Annotated in this window: 19 protein-coding genes; 14 read left to right on the top strand and 5 right to left on the bottom strand. The window is 72.5% G+C overall.

Annotated features, from left to right (window positions below; all coding sequences use genetic code 11):
- The first annotated feature begins 469 nt into the window (after positions 1 to 469).
- Positions 470 to 991, top strand: coding sequence for an HPP family protein (locus tag ABIB16_RS09940; RefSeq protein WP_041102607.1), 522 nt, complete (start codon positions 470 to 472; stop codon positions 989 to 991).
- A 104-nt stretch (positions 992 to 1095) separates the two neighbouring features.
- Here ABIB16_RS09940 and ABIB16_RS09935 read toward each other — a convergent pair whose 3' ends face one another.
- Positions 1096 to 2226 carry a histidinol-phosphate transaminase gene (locus ABIB16_RS09935; protein WP_354436256.1) on the bottom strand — a complete coding sequence of 377 codons (1131 nt, stop codon included), beginning with the start codon at positions 2224 to 2226 and terminating at the stop codon, positions 1096 to 1098.
- A 71-nt stretch (positions 2227 to 2297) separates the two neighbouring features.
- A complete protein-coding gene (locus ABIB16_RS09930) occupies positions 2298 to 3026 on the bottom strand; it encodes an IclR family transcriptional regulator (RefSeq protein WP_354436255.1) in 729 nt (242 codons plus the stop codon).
- 198 nt (positions 3027 to 3224) lie between these two features.
- Between ABIB16_RS09930 and ABIB16_RS09925 the strand changes: the two genes are divergently transcribed.
- On the top strand, positions 3225 to 5138 hold the full coding sequence (locus ABIB16_RS09925; RefSeq protein ID WP_354436254.1) for an FAD-binding monooxygenase: 1914 nt from the start codon (positions 3225 to 3227) through the stop codon (positions 5136 to 5138).
- Positions 5139 to 5172: 34 nt separating this feature from the next.
- On the opposite strand, the gene ABIB16_RS09920 is transcribed toward ABIB16_RS09925, so the two are convergent.
- On the bottom strand, positions 5173 to 6705 hold the full coding sequence (locus ABIB16_RS09920; protein WP_145950841.1) for a hypothetical protein: 1533 nt from the start codon (positions 6703 to 6705) through the stop codon (positions 5173 to 5175).
- Entirely contained in the window at positions 6702 to 7139 is a 438-nt protein-coding gene (locus tag ABIB16_RS09915; RefSeq protein ID WP_145950840.1) for a hypothetical protein, read from the bottom strand. The genes ABIB16_RS09920 and ABIB16_RS09915 overlap by 4 nt, the downstream gene beginning before the upstream one ends.
- 259 nt (positions 7140 to 7398) lie before the next feature.
- Here ABIB16_RS09915 and paaA point away from each other — a divergent pair, with 259 nt between their 5' ends.
- The 12 genes from paaA to ABIB16_RS09855 all read left to right on the top strand — a co-directional run bounded on the left by paaA (position 7399) and on the right by ABIB16_RS09855 (position 17873).
- Positions 7399 to 8406 carry a 1,2-phenylacetyl-CoA epoxidase subunit PaaA gene (gene paaA / locus ABIB16_RS09910; RefSeq protein ID WP_069941111.1) on the top strand — a complete coding sequence of 336 codons (1008 nt, stop codon included), beginning with the start codon at positions 7399 to 7401 and terminating at the stop codon, positions 8404 to 8406.
- A 3-nt stretch (positions 8407 to 8409) separates the two neighbouring features.
- On the top strand, positions 8410 to 8712 hold the full coding sequence (paaB, locus tag ABIB16_RS09905) for a 1,2-phenylacetyl-CoA epoxidase subunit PaaB (protein WP_020624884.1): 303 nt from the start codon (positions 8410 to 8412) through the stop codon (positions 8710 to 8712).
- The gene (gene paaC / locus ABIB16_RS09900; RefSeq protein WP_069941110.1) at positions 8709 to 9542 is read left to right on the top strand and encodes a 1,2-phenylacetyl-CoA epoxidase subunit PaaC; all 834 of its coding nucleotides are present in this window, start codon (positions 8709 to 8711) and stop codon (positions 9540 to 9542) included. The genes paaB and paaC overlap by 4 nt, the downstream gene beginning before the upstream one ends.
- Positions 9539 to 10048: a 1,2-phenylacetyl-CoA epoxidase subunit PaaD gene (paaD, locus tag ABIB16_RS09895; protein WP_069941109.1), complete on the top strand. Its 510-nt coding sequence runs from the start codon at positions 9539 to 9541 to the stop codon at positions 10046 to 10048. The genes paaC and paaD overlap by 4 nt, the downstream gene beginning before the upstream one ends.
- Positions 10048 to 11217: a 1,2-phenylacetyl-CoA epoxidase subunit PaaE gene (gene paaE, locus ABIB16_RS09890; protein WP_145950839.1), complete on the top strand. Its 1170-nt coding sequence runs from the start codon at positions 10048 to 10050 to the stop codon at positions 11215 to 11217. Before paaD ends, paaE begins: the two co-directional genes overlap by 1 nt.
- 31 nt (positions 11218 to 11248) lie before the next feature.
- Positions 11249 to 12034, top strand: a complete 786-nt coding sequence (locus ABIB16_RS09885) for an enoyl-CoA hydratase/isomerase family protein (RefSeq protein WP_119217754.1) — start codon at positions 11249 to 11251, stop codon at positions 12032 to 12034.
- 231 nt (positions 12035 to 12265) lie between these two features.
- Complete coding sequence (locus ABIB16_RS09880; protein ID WP_095695018.1) at positions 12266 to 13624, top strand: MFS transporter; 1359 nt, start codon at positions 12266 to 12268, stop codon at positions 13622 to 13624.
- Between the two features lie 353 nt (positions 13625 to 13977).
- Positions 13978 to 15195 carry a thiolase family protein gene (locus ABIB16_RS09875; RefSeq protein WP_354436253.1) on the top strand — a complete coding sequence of 406 codons (1218 nt, stop codon included), beginning with the start codon at positions 13978 to 13980 and terminating at the stop codon, positions 15193 to 15195.
- A gap of 4 nt (positions 15196 to 15199) precedes the next feature.
- Positions 15200 to 15985 (top strand): enoyl-CoA hydratase/isomerase family protein, encoded by a 786-nt coding sequence (locus ABIB16_RS09870; protein WP_100056935.1) that lies wholly within the window; start codon positions 15200 to 15202, stop codon positions 15983 to 15985.
- Between the two features lie 8 nt (positions 15986 to 15993).
- A complete protein-coding gene (locus ABIB16_RS09865) occupies positions 15994 to 16881 on the top strand; it encodes a 3-hydroxyacyl-CoA dehydrogenase family protein (protein ID WP_145950836.1) in 888 nt (295 codons plus the stop codon).
- A gap of 114 nt (positions 16882 to 16995) precedes the next feature.
- A complete protein-coding gene (locus ABIB16_RS09860) occupies positions 16996 to 17379 on the top strand; it encodes an MmcQ/YjbR family DNA-binding protein (RefSeq protein WP_237069487.1) in 384 nt (127 codons plus the stop codon).
- Positions 17379 to 17873 carry an SRPBCC family protein gene (locus ABIB16_RS09855; RefSeq protein WP_095695021.1) on the top strand — a complete coding sequence of 165 codons (495 nt, stop codon included), beginning with the start codon at positions 17379 to 17381 and terminating at the stop codon, positions 17871 to 17873. The genes ABIB16_RS09860 and ABIB16_RS09855 overlap by 1 nt, the downstream gene beginning before the upstream one ends.
- Positions 17874 to 17894: 21 nt before the next feature.
- Here ABIB16_RS09855 and panD read toward each other — a convergent pair whose 3' ends face one another.
- Positions 17895 to 18332, bottom strand: a complete 438-nt coding sequence (gene panD, locus ABIB16_RS09850; RefSeq protein WP_036318106.1) for an aspartate 1-decarboxylase — start codon at positions 18330 to 18332, stop codon at positions 17895 to 17897.
- Positions 18333 to 18480: the final 148 nt, after the last annotated feature.

Raw genomic sequence — 18480 nt, 5'->3', positions numbered from 1 at the left:
CCCGCCCCATTATTAATTACCAGGGGAATGATTGCCTCCATGTTGTTGTGCACCCCATGTTTCCCCAGTTCCCCTTTGACCCCTCCCACATACCTTTGTTTATGGTACAAAACCCCCCCCCCCCCCCCCCCCCGACGGGGTGTCAAGGAGATTCCTCGGCGCATTCCGACCGCGCTCGGGGGCCTCGCCCGTGCCGTGCCGCTGGCCTTTCACGGCGCGGGGCGGCCTGCCGGCCGACGTCGTCGGTTGAGTTATCACCGGTCGTAGGCCGCCGCACCCGGGATAAGTCAACCGGCGTTGCTCCGAGGCCGCGCGGGGCGCCGAGGACGCCCTCATGGCGCTGCGCCGCGGAGCGGCCGTCACAGACCCGGCCTCTCCGCCCCCGGGCGCCCCCGGACCCCGCCCGCGGCCTACCCTGGAGGAGCCCGAACCGGGCCGCGACCGAGTCACGAGGAGATGAGACGAGCGCATGACCCGCCTGCCCGGTCTGCGTCCCCCGCGGTTCCTGGACCCGTGGCGTCGCCCGCTGGCCCCCCGTCTGCCCTGGCACGTGGTCCTCGCGGCCTCGATCGCGGGGGCACTGACCATCGCCACCCTCAGCCTCGGCGAGGACCTGGCCTCCGTGCCGCTGCTGGTGGGCGCCTTCGGCTCGTCCTGCGTGCTCGTGTTCCTCGTGCCGCACGGCCCGCACTCCCACCCTGCCAACGTGCTCGTGGGGCACGTGGTCTCGGCCGCATGCGGGATCGCCGTGATCTCCGTGCTGCCCCTGGCCTGGTACTCGCTCGCGGCTGGCATGGGCCTGGCCATGGCCGTCATGGCCGGGCTTCGCGTCATCCACGCCCCCGCGGGCGCCACCGCGCTGACGGTCATGCTGAGCAACGCGGACTGGCACTACCTGGTCACCCCGGTGCTCGCCGGGGCGCTGGTCCTCACCGCGTGCGCGCTGCTGTACCGCCGCCTGATGTGGCGGGTGATCGGGCCGCCGGGGTGAGCCCACGCCGGGCCAGGGCCGCCACGGTCAACGCCGGATGCTCCGCGTCGAACGCGAAGAGGACCCGGATCAGCCGGTCCAGCGTGCCGCTCACGCCGACCCGCTCACGTCAGGAAGTCGCGCGCGACCTCGAGGAGGCGGTCGTTGGCCTCCTGCTCGCCGATGCTCACGCGCACGCCCTCGCCCGCGAACGCCCGGACGGACAGGGCCCGGGCCTGGGCGGCCTCGGCGAACGCCTGCGTGCGCTCGCCGAGCGGCAGCCACACGAAGTTGGCCTGCGATGAGGGCAGGTCCCAGCCGGCCCCGGCCAGGGCGGCGGCGACGCGCTCGCGCTCGTCGACGACGATCTGCACGCGCTCGAGGACCTCGTCCAGGTGCTCGAGCGAGGCGATCGCGGCCTCCTCGGCCACCGTGGACACCGCGAACGGGGTGGCCACGGTGCGCAGGGCCTTCGTGATCTCCGGCTGCGAGACCGAGTAGCCCACGCGCAGGTTGGCCAGGCCGTGCGCCTTCGAGAAGGTGCGCAGCACGACGACGTTCGCGTGCTTGCGGTACATCTCCAGGCCCTTGACCGCGTCCTCGTCGCGGACGAACTCCACGTACGCCTCGTCGATGACCACGAGGATGTGCGCGGGCACGCGCGCCAGGAAGTCCTCGACCTCGGCGGTCGTGAGCACGGGGCCGGTCGGGTTGTTGGGGGTGCAGAGCAGGATCACGCGGGTCCGCTCCGTGATCGCCTCCAGCATGGCCGGCAGGTCGTGGCGGTGGTCCGCGGTGAGCGGCACCTGCACGTCCACGGCACCGGCGGTGCGGACCACGATCGGGTAGGCCTCGAAGGAACGCCACGCGAAGATCACCTCGTCGCCCTCCCCGGCCTCGCCGTGGCCGGCGAAGGCGGTGATGACCTGGGCCAGGGCGCCGAGGGAGCCGGCGCCGGTCACGACGTCGTCCGCCGGGACGTCCAGGTGCGCGGCCAGGGCCTGGCGCAGGCCGGTGGAGAGGGTGTCCGGGTAGCGGCAGAGGGTGCTGGGCGCGCCCTCCGGGCCGGTCACGACCTGACGCACCCGGTCGATCACGCCGGACACGGGCGCGTAGGGGTTCTCGTTCGAGGAGAGCTTGTAGGGGTGCAGGCCCGGGACGGCGACCGGCGGCTTGCCGGCGGCGTACGGCGGCAGCATGCCGACCTTCTTGTGGGGCGCGACCACGGCGGGCGGCTGCTGTGCGTCATCAGTCATGGCCACCAGGGTAATGCGGGCCGCGGACGCCGTGAGCGGCACCACGGGACCCGGGCTCGGCGCCCCGGGGTTCAGGCTGCGCCGAAGGCGACGGCGACGGCCCGGGCCGCCTCACCGAGCCGGTCTCCGAGGCGCGCCGGGTCCTCCGGTCGCGTCGCGTAGACCACGGCGAGGGCGGCGGGCAGCTGGCCGGGGACCCGCAGCGGCACGGCGACCGAGGAGACGCCGGTGATGACCTCGTCGGAGCTGACGGCCCAGCCGCGCTCCCGCACGTCGTCGAGCTCGGGCCGCTCGGGCGGGGCCTCGCCGGGCAGCCGCGCCCACTCCTGTCCGGTCAGGATGGCGGCGATCGCCATCCCCGGCGCACCGACCCCGAGGGGGTGCCGGGTCCCCGGCCGCTGCGTGACGAGGTTGCCGCTGGGCGGCTCGGCCGTGGCCAGGGTGAGGCAGTGGGCCCCGTCCCACACCACGAGGAACGCGGTCATGCCCAGGTCGGTGGAGACGGCCGTCAGGTGCGGCATGGCCGCCGCGCGCAGATCCTGCTCCACCCGGCGGGCGAGGACGGCCAGGCCGGGGGCGGCGTGGACGCGGCCGAGGCCGTCGCGGCGCAGCAGGCCATGGGCCTCGAAGGTGCGCAGCATGCGGTAGGCGACCGAGCGATGGACGCCCAGGCCGTCGGCGAGGTCGGCGATGGTGGGCGGCTCGGGCGCCTCCACGACGGTCTCGAGCAGGGTGAGCGCGCGGGAGAGCGTCTGGGAGGGTGCGCCCTCCCGGACCGGGCCGCCGTCGTGCTCCGCCATCTGTGCTCCTCGCCTCGGGTGCCGGACGTGACGCGCCCGGGGCGTGGTCGGCCCGCGCGCCGGTTGTGAACCCGGTCACGTCCGCGTACAGTCTGGCACACATGTGTTCCCAGGGAGAACACCGTGTTCTCTGAGAGAACACGCCGTCGGGTGGCACGCGCACCGCGCAGCGACATCCCCCGCAGCGAAAGGACCCCCATGCTCTTCCACCACCACGGCTACGTCTCCACGAACCCGCGCGTCCAGGTGGCGGCCGGCATCGGCCTGGACCGCCCCGCCGAGCTGCCGGACGAGATGGACGTGCTGATCGTCGGCTCGGGCCCGGCCGGCATGATCGCCGCCGCCCAGCTCGCGATGTTCCCGGACGTCCACACCCGCATCATCGAGCGCCGCCCCCACCGCCTCGAGATCGGCCAGGCGGACGGCATCCAGGCCCGCTCCGTGGAGACCTTCCAGGCCTTCGGCTTCGCGAGCGAGATCATCGACGAGGCCTTCGACCTGACCTCCATGGCGTTCTGGAACCCGGCCGAGGACGACGCGGACACGATCGTGCGCACCTCGCTGGCCGAGGACGACCCGGAGGGCGTCTCCGAGTTCCCGCACCTGATCGTGAACCAGGCCCGCATCCTGGACTGGTTCGCCGAGTACATGAAGAACTCCCCCACCCGCGCGCAGCCGGACTACGGCTGGGCGTTCGAGACCCTCGAGGACACGAACGACGGCGAGCACCCCGTGCTCGTGACCCTGCGCCGGACCGTGGATGCCCAGGGCAACGCCCTCGAGGACCCCGCCTCAGGCCCGACCCGCCAGGTGCGCGCCAAGTACGTGGTGGGCGCGGACGGCGCGGGCTCCCGCGTCCGCAAGGCGATCGGCCACACCCTGACCGGCGACGCCGCGAACCACGCGTGGGGCGTCATGGACGCACTGGCCGACACGGACTTCCCGGACATCCGCACCAAGTGCGCGATCCACTCGTCCAGCGGCTCGATCCTCCTGATCCCCCGCGAGGGCGGCCACCTGTTCCGCATGTACGTGGACCTCGGCGAGGTCCCGGCGGACGACGACCACCAGGTGCGCCAGACCCCGCTCGAAGAGATCATCCGCCGGGCCCAGCAGATCCTGCGCCCCTACACGCTGGACGTGAAGGAGGTTGCCTGGCATTCGGTGTACGAGGTGGGCCACCGCCTCACCTCGGGCTTCGACAACCGCGAGCGCGTGGCCCACCCCAATGTGTTCCTGCTCGGCGACGCCTGCCACACCCACTCCGCGAAGGCCGGCCAGGGCATGAACGTGTCCATGCAGGACGGCTGGAACCTCGGCTGGAAGCTGGGCCAGGTGCTCTCCGGGATGGCCCCGGCCGAGCTCGTGCCGACCTACTCGGAGGAGCGCAAGGAGATCGCCAAGAACCTGATCGACTTCGACAAGGAGTGGTCGACGCTCATGGCCAAGCCCACCTCCGAGCTGGGCGACCCGAACGAGGTGGCCGAGTTCTACACGAAGACCGCCGAGTTCCCGGCCGGCTTCATGACGGAGTACCAGCCCTCCCTCCTCACCACGGACGCCACCGGCCAGGCGCTGGCGCAGGGCTACCCCATCGGCAAGCGCTTCAAGTCGGCGCTGGTGGAGCGCTCGTGCGACACCAACGTCAAGCACCTGGGCCACCTGCACCGCGCGGACGGCCGCTGGCGCGTCTACGTGTTCGCCGACGCCGCCTCCCCGCGCGCCGAGGATTCGAAGGTCGCGGCGTGGGCGAAGACGATCGAGGAGGACCCGCGGTCCTTCCGCAACCGCCACACCCCGTCGGACGGGCCGGAGGACGCCCGCTTCGACATCAAGGTCGTGTACCAGCAGAAGCAGACCGAGTTCGCCCACCCGGACGTGCCGTCGATCTTCCGACCGACCACCGGCCCCCTCGGCCTGCACGACCTGAACAGCATCTTCGCCACGTGTCAGCCCAAGCACGGCGAGGACATCTTCGAGGCCCGCGGCATCAGCCGTGACGGCGCCGTCGTCGTGGTCCGCCCGGACCAGTACGTCTCCGGCGTCTTCGGCCTCGACGAGGTCGACCGCCTGAACGCGTTCTTCGCGGGCGTGCTGCTCGACGCGAACTGAGCCGGCGGCGGCGGGCGCCCCGCCGCCGGTCCGCTCACCGGGATCCCGGAGGCAGGTGGCCCCGCTCGGGGAGCGTGCGGCGCAGGCGCACCGCCCGGCTCGAGGCCACGGTGCCGGCGGTCAGCCCGGCCAACGCGGCGGAGAGCCCGGCGACCTCCGCCCGGGACGCGGGCTCGGCGGCCTCGAACTGCCGGATCAGGTCCACCTGGGCGTCGAAGTCGTGGGCGGCGCCCAGGTCGTCCTCGACCGCCCGCGGCGAGACGGTTCGGAAGCCGCCCCCGGGCGCATCCCACCCGTGGCCGGCCGGGTGGAAGACCACCTCGGCCCGGCGCGACGAGACGGGGGTGGGCGCCCCGTCCGCGGCGACGGCCAGGTCCCCGTCCGCGGAGAACTCCAGCACCGCGGTCCGCCCGGTCTCCACCGCGTTGCCGGACGGCGCCGCGACCGTCATGACGCCGGCCACGGGGTACACGGACGTGAAGTCCTCGCGCCCGGCCAGGTTGACGGCGTGCACCCCGCCCTGGGAATAGCCGGCCAGGACGAGCGGGGCGCCGTGCGGGACGCCGGCCGCCTCAAGCGCCGCCCGCACCGCCGGGGCCGTGACCTCGGACTCGGAGCCGAGGGCGTCCAACAGTCCGCCGGCGTCCCACGGGTCGGTCGACTCGGGATCCGGGATCAGGCCGCCGCGGGTGCCCGGCAGGCCCACCACCCAGGCGCGGCTCCCGTTCTCTCGCACCACCTCCGTGACCGTGAGGTCCCCGTCCCCCTCCTCGCGCGGGATGAGAGAGGCCAGCCCCGTGGCCGAGCCGTCCAGCAGGGCGGGCGCCGTCGGCCGGTCCTGCGACGCCCCGTGCGGGGTCACCGCGCCCCGAGGCGCCGCTCCGGCGAGGGTCAGGGCGTCCGCCGCCACGGTCCACGCCTCGTCCGGGGAGACCCGCAGCGCCTCGGTGAGGTCCGACGCGGCATCCGTCCCCTTCTTCGCCGCGGAGGAGACGGGCCGCTTCAGCACGCGCTTCTGCGCCCTCGTCAGCATCTTCACGTCGATCCGTGCCAGGGCCGCGAGCAGGGGGAATCCGGTGGCCGCGAGCGCGGCGGACACGATGGCCTCGGGCACCGCCTGGACGAGGTCCTGCACGAGCCGCTCCGCCTCGCGGGTGGTGAGCCCGTCATGGCCGTCCCGCCAGAGCAGCGCCGGCAGCTCCTCCAGGGAGGCGTCCTCGGCAGCCATGATGCCGGCCGCCGCGCGCTCGGCCTCCTCGTAGCGGGCCGCCGCGGAGAGCAGGTCACGGTGCAGCTCGGCGCACTGCTCCGACAGGCTCCGCACGCGACCGACCGCCTCCGCCAGTCGGTCCTGCAGCAGGGCGGCGGAGGCGAGCCACGTGGCCGACCGGCCCAGCCCGAAGGCGGCCGCGTCGACCTGCCACGAGGCTCCGGCCGCCTCTTCGGCGGCGTGCTCGTGCCGCCCGGCCACGACGCGCATCTCCTCGACCTCCGCGTAGATCGAGCCCGGTCCGCCGTGCGTGCTGAAGGCCACCGCCCCCGGGCCCGCACCCCTCCCGCCGGTCATGCCGCCACCGCCAGCGAGCGCAGGACGGCCAGCGCCGTCTCCTCGGCCGCCCGCTGCCGGGCCTCCGCGTTCCGGCGTGCGTCCTCCGCCTCCCGCTCGGCGGTGGCCCGCAGGGCGAGCCACTCCCCGGCCTCCCGTTCGAGCTCCGCCGCCAGGGTCGCCGCCCGCCGCACGGCCTCCCCATAGGCGCCGGCGGCCTCCCCGCGCCATGCCGAGTGCATCGCCGAGCGCACGTCCGTGGCGGCGCTGACCAGCCCGCCCAGCGCCGTGCGCAGCTGCGTCTGGGCCACCGCGAGGTCGGCGAGGGCCTGCTCGGCGGCCTCCCGCTCGCGCCGGGCGGGGTCGGCCCACGCGGCCAGGCGGGCGGCGTCGTCGTCGAGTCCGACGGCCCGCAGGGCCGTGGCGATCTGCTGAGGTCCGATGAGGGGTGACATGCGGCCACCGTAGGGAGGGCCCGGGCCCCGCGACCGCGGCGGGGGACGATCCGGGGATGGGGGACGCCGTCGGGACGCCTGTGCAGGAGCGAACCGTCCCGCACCGTCCCGGCGGCCGCGTCGCACCGGGGTCGCGCCGGCTCCGGCGTGTTGACCGAGGTCACACCCTGGCCTATCCTGAACGAGCGGTCAGTAATTCGGTGCGCCCCGGTGCTCCCTGACCACGGAACCAGCCCGCACTCAGCGTGAGGTGATCCCCATGACGCAGACCAGCTCCCCCCAGCACCTGGCCTCCGTCCCGTCCCCCGAGGATGCGGCCGGCCAGGAGAACTTCGATCGCCTGATCGCGGAGGACTCGCGCATCGAGCCCCGCGACTGGATGCCCGAGGCGTACCGCAAGTCCCTGACCCGCCAGGTCTCCCAGCACGCGCACTCCGAGATCATCGGCATGCAGCCGGAGGCCAACTGGATCACCCGCGCCCCCTCCCTGAAGCGCAAGGCGATCCTCATGGCCAAGGTCCAGGACGAGGCCGGCCACGGCCTGTACCTGTACTCCGCCGCCGAGACCCTCGGCACCCCGCGGGACGAGTTGAACGAGCAGCTGCTCTCCGGCCGCGCGAAGTACTCCTCGATCTTCAACTACCCGGCCCGCACCTGGGCGGACATGGGCGCGATCGGCTGGCTCGTCGACGGCGCCGCGATCTGCAACCAGGTGCCGCTGTGCCGTGCCTCCTACGGCCCGTACGGCCGCGCGATGGTGCGCATCTGCAAGGAGGAGTCGTTCCACCAGCGCCAGGGCTGGGAGATCCTCTACGAGCTCTCGCACGGCACCCCGGCGCAGAAGCAGATGGCCCAGGACGCCGTGAACCGCTTCTACGGTCCGGCCCTGCAGATGTTCGGCCCGCCGGACGAGGACTCCCCCAACTCCCGCCAGTCCATGGCGTGGAAGGTCAAGCGCTTCTCCAACGACGACCTGCGCCAGCGCTTCGTGGACATGATCGTCCCGCAGGCCGAGGCCCTCGGCCTCACCCTGCCGGACCCGGACCTGAAGTGGAACGAGGAGCGCGGCCACTACGACTTCGGCGAGCTGGACTGGGACGAGTTCATGTCCGTGATCAAGGGCGACGGCCCCATGAACACCCAGCGCATGGCCCGCCGCATCCAGGCCCACGAGGAGGGCGCCTGGGTCCGCGAGGCCGCCGCCGCCTACGCCCGCCGCCAGGCCGAGCAGAACGCGCCGGCCGAGACCCACCTGATCGGAGCCTGACCCATGAGCGAGACCACCGCCGCCTCCCACGCCTGGCCCCTGTGGGAGGTCTTCGTCCGCGCCAACCGCGGCCTCTCCCACGTGCACGCCGGCTCACTGCACGCCCCGGACGCCACCCTGGCGCTGCGCAACGCGCGTGACCTGTACACCCGCCGCAACGAGGGCACCTCCGTGTGGGTCGTCCCGGCCGAGGCCATCGCGGCCTCCGACCCGGACTCCAAGGGCGGCTTCTTCGAGTCCGCGCAGGGCAAGTCCTACCGTCATGCCACCTACTACCAGCAGTCCGAGGGGGTGCCGCACCTGTGAGCTTCGCGACCAACGACTCCGCCACGAAGCACTCCGCGGGCGTGGCCATCACCGCCGAGGAGATCGCGGCGGGCGAGCAGAAGGCGAGCGACGACGTCGCCCGCTACGCCCTCGCCCTCGGCGACGACGCCCTGATGCTCGGCCAGCGCCTGTCCTGGTGGATCTCCCGCGCCCCGGAGCTCGAGGAGGACATCGCCCTGGGCAACATCGCCCTGGACCTCGTGGGCCACGCCCGCTTCCTCCTCTCCTACGCCGGCACCGCGTGGGGCAAGACCGAGGACGAGCTCGCGTACTTCCGCGACGAGGAGGAGTTCCGCTCCGTCCGCCTCGTGGAGGCCGAGAACGGCGACTTCGCCAAGACGATCGCCCGCCAGCTGTACTACTCGTTCTACTCGTACGAGCTGTACACCCGCCTGCGCGAGTCCACGGACCCCACGCTCGCCGCCATCGCGGACAAGGCCCTCAAGGAGGTCCTGTACCACCAGGACCACGCCGCCCTGTGGCTGCAGCGCCTGGGCCTGGGCACCGAGGAGTCGAAGCGCCGCATGCAGCGCGGCCTGGGCGAGCTGTGGCCCTACGTGGCCGAGCTCTTCCACGACGACGACGTCGTCCGCGCCCTCGCCGAGCAGGGCGTCGCCGTGCTGCCGTCCTCGCTGGAGGAGCCCACGATGGCCCGCATCCGCGCGGCCATCGAGGAGGCCGGCCTGACCGTGCCGACGACGGGCACCGCCCGCGGCGGCGACCGCTCCGGCGCCATGAGCGAGTACCGCGGGTACATCCTCGCGGAGATGCAGTCCCTGGCGCGCCGTCACCCGGGAGCGACCTGGTGACCACCGCCAGCGAGCTGCGCCCCGCCGATCCCGCCGACGCGCGGGTCTGGGATGCGGCCTCCACCGTGCACGACCCGGAGATCCCCGTGCTGTCCATCGCGGACCTGGGGATCCTCCGGGAGGCACGGGTCGAGGGTGAGAAGGCCGTCGTCGTCATCACGCCCACCTATTCCGGCTGCCCCGCCATGGACACCATCACCACGGACGTCACCCGCGCGCTCGAGCGCGCCGGGTTCCCCGACGCCGAGGTGCGCCTGGTGCTCCAGCCGGCATGGACCACGGACTGGATGACGGACGAGGGCAAGGCCAAGCTCAACGAGTACGGCATCGCCCCGCCCGTCGCGCGCACCACGGACGGCCCGGTCATGATCGGCATGGCCGTGAAGTGCCCGCGCTGCCACTCCCTGAACACCCGCGAGATCACCCGCTTCGGCTCCACCTCCTGCAAGGCCCTCTACACCTGCCGGGAGTGCCTCGAGCCCTTCGACTACTTCAAGGTGCACTGATGACCGAGACCCCCGACGCCCCCACCACCGGCAAGCGCCGCGCCACGTTCAACACCCTCGAGGTGTCCGAGCTGCGCCGCCTGACCGAGGACTCCGTGGAGGTCACCTTCGCGGTGCCCGAGGAGCTCGCCGACGACTACGACTACGTGCCCGGCCAGTACGTGGCCCTGCGCAAGGAGCTCGACGGCGCCGAGGTGCGCCGCTCCTACTCGATCTGCGCCGTCCCGAAGCGCGGCGAGATCCGCGTGGCCGTGAAGAAGGACATCGGCGGCACGTTCTCCACGTGGGCCAACGAGAGCCTCGAGGTCGGCGAGAGGATCGACGTGATGAACCCGCAGGGCGCGTTCACGTCCCGCACGCACGTCACCTCCCTCAACGACGCCCAGAAGGTGGCGGCGGAGAAGGTCGCGGAGAAGAAGGACACGCACCTGGTGGCGTTCGCGGCCGGCTCGGGCATCACCCCGATCATGGCGATCGCCAAGGCCGTGCTCGCGGCCTCCGAGTCCTCGCGCTTCGACCTGGTCTACGCGAACCGCTCCGCCATGGACGTGATGTTCGCCGAGGAGATCGGCGACCTCAAGGACAAGTACCCGGCCCGGTTCACGGTGCACCACGTGCTCTCCCGCGAGCAGCGCGTGTCCCCGCTGCTCTCCGGCCGCATCGACGAGGACAAGCTCACCACCCTCCTGGACCGCGTGATCGACGTGGAGGGCACCGACGAGTGGTTCCTCTGCGGCCCGTTCGAGCTCGTGCAGCTCACGCGTGAGACGCTCGCCGCCCGCGGCGTGTCCGAGGACGACGTGCGCTTCGAGCTGTTCACCACCGGCCGCCCGGAGAACCCGCAGGGCCACTCCGGCCGCGTGGTGGAGGTGGACCCGAAGGGCGACAACGTGACCATCGAGTTCAACCTCGACGGCCTCACCGCCAAGGTCGAGTCCCCCAAGTCCGCCCACGAGACGGTCCTCAACGCCGCGCTGCGCGTCCGCTCGGACGTGCCCTTCGCCTGCGCCGGCGGCGTGTGCGGCACCTGCCGCGCCAAGGTCGTCGACGGCGCGTACGAGATGGACGAGAACTACGCGCTCGAGAAGGACGAGGTGGAGAAGGGCTACGTGCTCACGTGCCAGACCCGCCCGACCTCCGACTCGATCACGCTGGACTTCGACGCCTGAGCGCCCGCCCACGAGACCGAAGGAGCCCCCGATGATCGAGATCACCGTCGAGAACGGCGTCGCCGAGATCGTGCTGGACGCCCCCCAGAGGATGAACGCCCTGGACGAGGCCGCGCTGGCCGAACTCCAGGCCGCCTACGAGCGGGCCGCCGCCGGCGTCGAGTCCGGTGAGGTCCGGGCCGTGCTGCTGCGCGGCGAGGGCCGCGGCTTCTGCGCGGGCCGCGACATCTCCGCCGTGGTCCCGGCCGAGGACGACGCCACCGCCTACCTGCGGGACAGGGTCACCCCGGTGCTGCGGGCCATGTCCGAGATCCCGGTCCCCACCTTCGCCGCGGTGCAGGGCGCCTGCCTGGGCGTGGGCCTGGGCCTCGCGATCGCCACGGACGTGGTGTACGTGGCCGAGGACGCGAAGATCGGCTCGCCGTTCGCGAACCTCGGGGCCACCCTGGACTCCGGCGGCCACTGGCTGTTCACCGAGCGCCTGGGCGCGCACCGCACCCTGGACCTGATCTACACGGCCGAGCTCCTCTCGGGCGTCGAGGCCGTCCAGGCCGGGCTGTTCTCCCGGGCCCTGCCCGCGGACGAGCTGCTCGAGTTCACCCGTGCGAAGGTCGCCCAGGTGGCCTCCGGCGCGACCCTCGCGTTCCGCGCGTCGAAGGAGCTCGTGGCCCAGGTCCGCGACCGGCGCGTGGGCCTGTGGGAGTCCCTCGACGCGGAGAACATCGCCCAGGGCGAGCTCTGCGGCACCGCCGACTACGCCGAGGGCTTCCATGCCTTCCAGGAGAAGCGGAAGCCGGAGTTCACCGGCCGCGGCTGAGCCGCCGCACCCCGCCACCGACGACGGCGCCGCACCCTTCGCACGAGGGGCGCGGCGCCGTCGTCGTCCCGGCTACGCCGCGTCACATTCCCGTCATCAGCCTGGATCGTGGCGTAAGTCACATGGGATCGTATACGGTGACGGGTGTCACTTCCCGACCGATCGGTCGGGTGCCACACCGTCCCGCCGCCGTCTCACGGTCGGCCGCCGCACCGCATCCCAGGAGCACCCATGAGCCACACCGTCGCATCCCCCGCGGCGACCGCCCCCGCGCGCGATCGCCGCGAGGAGCGCAAGGTCATCGCCGGCACCGTCGTCGGCACCACCATCGAGTGGTACGACTTCTTCATCTTCGCCCAGGCCACCGCACTCGTCTTCGCCGCCCTCTTCTTCCAGCCGATGGGCGAGAGCGGCTCCCAGATCGCCGCGTGGGCCACCCTCGGCATCTCCTTCCTCATCCGCCCGCTCGGCGCGATCGTCGCCGGCCACCTCGGCGACCGCTTCGGCCGCAAGTTCGTCCTTTCCCTCACGCTGATCGGCATGGGCCTGGCCACCACCCTCATCGGCCTGCTGCCCACCTACGCCCAGATCGGTGTGTGGGCCCCGATCCTGCTCGTCGTGCTGCGCCTGCTGCAGGGCCTGTCCGCCGGCGGCGAGTGGGGCGGCGCGGCGCTACTGTCCGTGGAGCACGCCCCCCACGGCAAGCGCGGCCTGTTCGGCTCCGCCCCGCAGATCGGCGTGCCGCTGGGCATGATCCTGGCCACCGGTGTGCTGTTCATCGTGCGCTCCACCATGTCCGAGGAGCAGTTCCTCACCTGGGGCTGGCGCATCCCGTTCCTGATCTCCGTGGTGCTCATCGTCGTCGGCTACCTGATCCGCAAGGCCGTCGAGGAGTCCCCGGTCTTCAAGGAGATGCAGCAGCTCAAGGTGGACGAGTCCGCCCCGCTGGGCGAGCTCTTCCGGCACCACACCAAGGAGGTCATCCTCGCCGCCGTGATCTTCGCCGCGAACAATGGCGTCGGCTACCTGCTCATCGCGTGGTTCTCGAAGTACGGCGGTCCGAAGGGCCTGGGCATGACCTCCTCCGAGGTGCTCATCGCGAGCCTCGTCGGCGGCGTCGGCTGGTTCATCTTCACCCTGCTCGGCGGCTGGGTCTCGGACAAGATCGGCCGCAAGCTGACCTTCGTCCTCGGCTACGGGTTCCTGATCATCTGGGCCTTCCCGCTGTTCGGGCTGCTCAACACCGCGTCTCTGCCGCTGTTCTCGCTGGGCCTGTTCGTCCTGACCCTGGGCCTGGGTCCGTCCTACGGCCCGCAGTCGGCGATGTACGCCGAGATGTTCCCGGCCCGCGTCCGCTTCTCCGGCGTCTCCATCGGCTACGCGCTCGGCACCATCATCGGCGGCGCCTTCGCCCCGCTGCTCGCCGACCAGCTCGTGAAGACCGGCTGGGAGAACGTGGCCTGGTACATCATCGTGATCTCCGCGATCTCGCTCATCGCCGTCCTGTTCGTCCCCAAGGGCATCCAGGACCGCGAGCTGCACGACGAGCAGGTCGTGGCCACGCGTTCGAACCCGGTGGTGCCGGCCTGATCCGGCCCGCCTGACGGGCTCCGCCCGTCCCCACCCCACGACGACGGCGCGTCCTCCTCCGGAAGGGCGCGCCGTCGTCGTGCGGTGCGCGGGCCGGACCGGGCCGGCGCCGAGGCCCGCAGACACGCCGCCACGTCGGGGACGAAACGGCGCGTCTGCGGGCCTCCGTGCGGGGTGCGCCGGGTCAGACGCTGATCGACGTGGCCTCGGCGCGGCCGCCCGGCCCCGTCTCCGCCCCGTCACACCCCGCCCCCGCAGTTGACCCCCGTCACACCGGCCCGGGATACTGAACCTGAACGCACGGTCGGTAATTCGCCGCGCCCGCCTCGTCGTCGGTCACTCAAGGAGTCTCCATGTCCGCACAGTCCCAGGCCCTGCTCGTCGGCGGTCGCCGCACGCCCGTCGGCAAGTACGGCGGCGCCCTCTCCTCCGTCCGCCCCGACGACCTCGCCGCCCTGACCATCAAGGCCGTGGTCGAGGACGCCGGCATCGACCCGTCGGTCGTGGACGACGTCATCCTCGGCAACGCCAACGGCGCGGGCGAGGAGAACCGCAACGTCGCCCGCATGGCCTGGCTGCTGGCCGGCTTCCCGGACACCGTCCCGGGCATCACCGTGAACCGTCTCTGCGCTTCGGGCATGTCCGCGATCGGCATCGCCACCGCGATGGTGCGCTCCGGGATGGCCGACGTCGTCGTGGCCGGCGGCGTGGAGTCGATGTCCCGCGCCCCCTGGGTGATGGAGAAGCCGACGACGGCGTTCGCCAAGCCCGGTGCGGCCTTCGACACCGCGATCGGCTGGCGCTTCGTGAACCCGCGCTTCGCGGACGGCGAGTTCGGGGAGAAGTTCACCTTCTCCATGCCGGAGACCGCCGAGGAGGTCGGCGAGGTGGACGGCATCACCCGCGAGGACGCCGACGCCTTCGCCGCCCGCTCGCATGAGCGTGCGCTGGCCGCCATCGGGGCCGGCCGCTTCGCGGACGAGATCGTGCCCGTCGTCGTCACGGGCCGCAAGGGCGCGGAGACGATCGTGGACACGGACGAGGGCCCCCGCCCCGGCTCCACCCCCGAGGTGCTCGCCGGCCTGCGCCCGATCATCAAGAAGGACGGCGTGGTCACCGCCGGCAACTCCTCCTCCCTCAACGACGGCGCCTCGGCGATCCTCGTCGTCTCCGAGCGGGCCGCGCAGAAGTACGGCCTGACCCCGCGGGCCCGCGTCGTCGAGTCCACCTCGGCGGGCCTGGCCCCCGAGATCATGGGCCTGGGCCCCGTCCCGGCCACCGAGAAGGCCCTCGAGCGCTCCGGCTGGTCCGTGGCGGATCTGGGCGCCGTCGAGCTCAACGAGGCCTTCGCCACCCAGTCCCTGGCCTCGATGCGGCGCCTCGGCCTGGACCCGGAGACCGTCAACGCCGACGGCGGCGCGATCGCCCTGGGCCATCCGCTCGGCTCCTCGGGCTCGCGCCTCGTGGTCACGCTGCTCGGTCGGATGGAGCGTGAGGGCGCGGACAGGGGCCTGGCCACGATGTGCGTGGGCGTGGGCCAGGGCTCCGCGATGCTCGTCGAGAGGGTCTGAGCAGATGACCGGCTTCAGCCACTTCACGGCACTGCGCGTCGAGGAGCGCGAGGACCGCGTCCACGCGCGCATGGACCGCCCGGGCGTGCGCAACGCGATCGACCAGACCATGGTCGACGAGTTCCACGAGCTCTGCGCCCACCTCGAACGCGAGCCGAAGATCCTGATCATCTCGGGCACACAGGTGGAGTCGAAGCGCGAGCCGGGGACGTTCTCCGGCATCTTCGCCTCCGGCGCGGACATCGGACAGCTGCGCGAGCGCCGCCGCGACGACGCCCTGCGCGGCGTGAACTCCCAGGTCTTCGACCGCATCCACCGGCTGCCCATGCCCGTGATCGCGGCGATCGACGGCTTCGCCCTCGGCGGCGGCGCGGAACTGGCCTACGCGGCCGACTTCCGCATCGCCACCCCGGCGCTGAAGATGGGCCAGCCCGAGACGAGTCTGGGGATCACGGCCGCTGCGGGCGCCCAGTGGCGGCTCAAGGAACTGGTGGGTGAGCCGGTGGCCCTCGAGCTGCTGCTCGCCGGACGGATCCTGGACGCGCAGGAGGCCCTCGAGCTCAAGCTCGTCACCGAGCTGCACGAGCCGGACGCCCTCCTCGACGCCGCCGACGCCCTCGCCGACCGCATCGCGCAGCAGGACCCGCTGGCGGTGCGGCTGTCCAAGCGCGTCTTCCACCTCCCTCGCGAGGCCCACCCCCACGTGGACGAGATCGCGCAGGCCATCCTGTTCGAGTCCGAGGCCAAGTTCGAGCGCATGCAGGCGTTCCTGGACCGCAAGAAGAAGTGAGGACTGACATGACCGATCAGCAGCACACCCCTGACACCGCTCCGTCCTCCGTGCCCGCCGTCGTCGGCGTCCTCGGTGGTGGCCGGATGGGCGGCGGGATCGCCCACGCGTTCCTCGTCTCCGGCTCGTCCGAGGTGGTCGTCGTCGAGCGCGACCCGCGGTCGGCCGAGGCCGCCCAGGAGCGCGTCGAGTCCGACCTGGCCGCCTCCCTCGAGCGCGGGAAGATCGACGGCGACCTGGACGAGTGGGCGCAGCGCCTGACCGTCTCCGTGGACCGGGCCGACTTCGCCCGCTGCGACCTCGTGGTCGAGGCCGTGTTCGAGGACATGCAGGTGAAGATCGAGGCGCTCACCGACGTCGAGGCCCACCTGCGCGAGGACGCGTGGCTCGCCAGCAACACCTCCTCCCTGTCCATCGACGAGATCGCCACGCATCTGCAGCGCCCCGAGCGCTTCTGCGGCCTGCACTACTTCAACCCGGTGCCCGCCTCGAAGCTCGTGGAGGTCGTGATCGGCGAGCAGACCGGTGCGGAGCTCCAGGCCCTGTCCACCGAGTGGGTCCGCGGGCTCGGCAAGACCCCGGTCGTCGTCAAGGACGCCCCGGGCTTCGCCTCGTCGCGCCTGGGCGTGGCGATCGCGCTCGAGGCCATCCGCATGGTCGAGGAGGGCGTGGCCTCCCCCGAGGACATCGACGCCGCCATGGTGCTCGGCTACAAGTTCCCGGTCGGCCCACTGGCCCTGACCGACATCGTGGGCCTGGACGTGCGCCTGGGCATCGCGGAGTACCTCGAGTCCCAGCTGGGCGAGCGCTTCGCCCCGCCGCAGCTCATGCGGGACATGGTGGCCCGCGGCGAGCTCGGCCGGAAGTCCGGCAAGGGCTTCTTCGACTACCGCTGAGCCCCCGGGGCAGGCGCTTTCGAACGGGAGACAGGGCCTATCTCCCGTTCGAAAGCGCCCATTCCCCCGACATCACGTTCGAAAGTGCGGGGCGGCGCGGCTAACGTGACGGGCATGGACGAGCCCACGCTGCTGCGCGTCGCCCGCGACCGCGCCCTCGAGCTGCCGGGCAGCGCCGCGTCGCACCCCTTCGGCCCGGACACCGAGGTCATGAAGGTGCAGGGGAAGCTGTTCGCGGTGTTCATCGACCACGACGGGCGCCGCCTCGTGAACGTCAAGGCCCGCCCGGAGGACGGCGCCCAGCTGCGCGCGGCCCTGCCCGCGGCGATCACGCCCGGCTATCACATGGACAAGCGGCACTGGCTCAGCCTGGCCGCGCACCCGGACCTCGACGAGCAGCTCGTCCGGGACCTCGTCACGGAGTCGTACCTGCTGATCGTCGCGAAGCTCCCCCGCACCCGGCGCCCCGTGGACCCCGAGATCTTCGGCCGGGCCTGATGTCGGTCGACCGCCCCTTCCGCTTCACCCACCGCTGGGCCGTCCCCGCGGACGCCCGGTCCGTGCTGGCCCTGCTCGCCGACCCGGCCGGCTACCCACACTGGTGGCCGGCCGTCCCGCGCGTCCGTCGCCTGGGCCCCGACCGCGCCGCCGTCCGGCTGCGCGGGTTCGTGCCGGTGCGTCTGACGATGGAGCGTCTCATCGACGACCGCGCCCGCGGCCTTCTGGTCGCGCACCTGAGCGGGGACCTGACGGGCACCGTGCGGGTCACCGTCCACGACGACGGCGCCCCGGCCGGACACGCGCCGCACTGCATCGTGACGTGGGAGCAGGAGGTGGTGCTCACCTCGCCGTGGATGCGCGCCGTGGCCCACGTGCCGGGCGCCCGCACCGCGATGGGCCTCAGCCACGCGGCCGCGATGCGCTCCGCGCGTCGAGCGCTCGGGGCGAAGGCCGTGCCGACCGCTGATCCCGCTCGAAGGGCTCGTCCATGACGGCCCGGCGCCCCGGCCGGCTCAGAGCTCGGCCTGGGCCTCGTTCCACTCGCGGGACAGCGGCGGGCGGGAGAGGCCGTCGAGGAGGCCGTCGGCGGGGTCGACGCCGAGCTCCACGATCCTGTTGTCCGCGTCCACGTGGACGACCTTGGGCTGGAAGTTGCGAGCCTCGTCGTCGTCCATCTGCCCGTAGGCGATGAGGATGACGATGTCCCCCGGATGCACCAGGTGGGCGGCGGCGCCGTTGATGCCGAGCACGCCGGAGCCCCGCTCGCCCGCGATGGTGTAGGTCTCCAGTCGCGCGCCGTTGGTGACGTCCACGATGGACACGAGCTCGCCGGGGAGGATGTCCGCGGCGTCCAGCAGGTCCTGGTCCACGGTCACGGAGCCCACGTAGTGCAGGTCCGCCTGGGTCACGGTGGCCCGGTGGATCTTGGCGTGGAACATGGTGCGCAGCATGCGGCAGAACTCTCCGGATGAGGGGGTGGGTCGGGTCCGAGAGGACCGGTGCTCGATTCTACGCCGGTCCGGAGACGAGGGGCAGGGGCCGACGCCGGCCCGAGGCTCCCGCCCCTCTCGCCGAGGCCCGCAGACACGCCGTTACCGC

Origin of the sequence: Micrococcus sp. UYEF5 (assembly GCF_040546065.1) — a bacterium.
In the GTDB taxonomy this organism is placed as follows: Bacteria; Actinomycetota; Actinomycetes; order Actinomycetales; family Micrococcaceae; genus Micrococcus; species Micrococcus luteus.
This window is presented reverse-complemented; position numbering and strand designations above follow the sequence as displayed.

Coding starts and splice junctions, on each gene's coding strand:
- ABIB16_RS09940 (WP_041102607.1), top strand. CDS start 470: ATGACCCGCCTGCCCGGTCTGCGTCCCCCGCGGTTCCTGGACCCGTGG.
- ABIB16_RS09935 (WP_354436256.1), bottom strand. CDS start 2,226: ATGACTGATGACGCACAGCAGCCGCCCGCCGTGGTCGCGCCCCACAAG.
- ABIB16_RS09930 (WP_354436255.1), bottom strand. CDS start 3,026: ATGGCGGAGCACGACGGCGGCCCGGTCCGGGAGGGCGCACCCTCCCAG.
- ABIB16_RS09925 (WP_354436254.1), top strand. CDS start 3,225: ATGCTCTTCCACCACCACGGCTACGTCTCCACGAACCCGCGCGTCCAG.
- ABIB16_RS09920 (WP_145950841.1), bottom strand. CDS start 6,705: ATGACCGGCGGGAGGGGTGCGGGCCCGGGGGCGGTGGCCTTCAGCACG.
- ABIB16_RS09915 (WP_145950840.1), bottom strand. CDS start 7,139: ATGTCACCCCTCATCGGACCTCAGCAGATCGCCACGGCCCTGCGGGCC.
- paaA (WP_069941111.1), top strand. CDS start 7,399: ATGACGCAGACCAGCTCCCCCCAGCACCTGGCCTCCGTCCCGTCCCCC.
- paaB (WP_020624884.1), top strand. CDS start 8,410: ATGAGCGAGACCACCGCCGCCTCCCACGCCTGGCCCCTGTGGGAGGTC.
- paaE (WP_145950839.1), top strand. CDS start 10,048: ATGACCGAGACCCCCGACGCCCCCACCACCGGCAAGCGCCGCGCCACG.
- ABIB16_RS09885 (WP_119217754.1), top strand. CDS start 11,249: ATGATCGAGATCACCGTCGAGAACGGCGTCGCCGAGATCGTGCTGGAC.
- ABIB16_RS09880 (WP_095695018.1), top strand. CDS start 12,266: ATGAGCCACACCGTCGCATCCCCCGCGGCGACCGCCCCCGCGCGCGAT.
- ABIB16_RS09875 (WP_354436253.1), top strand. CDS start 13,978: ATGTCCGCACAGTCCCAGGCCCTGCTCGTCGGCGGTCGCCGCACGCCC.
- ABIB16_RS09870 (WP_100056935.1), top strand. CDS start 15,200: ATGACCGGCTTCAGCCACTTCACGGCACTGCGCGTCGAGGAGCGCGAG.
- ABIB16_RS09865 (WP_145950836.1), top strand. CDS start 15,994: ATGACCGATCAGCAGCACACCCCTGACACCGCTCCGTCCTCCGTGCCC.
- ABIB16_RS09860 (WP_237069487.1), top strand. CDS start 16,996: ATGGACGAGCCCACGCTGCTGCGCGTCGCCCGCGACCGCGCCCTCGAG.
- ABIB16_RS09855 (WP_095695021.1), top strand. CDS start 17,379: ATGTCGGTCGACCGCCCCTTCCGCTTCACCCACCGCTGGGCCGTCCCC.
- panD (WP_036318106.1), bottom strand. CDS start 18,332: ATGCTGCGCACCATGTTCCACGCCAAGATCCACCGGGCCACCGTGACC.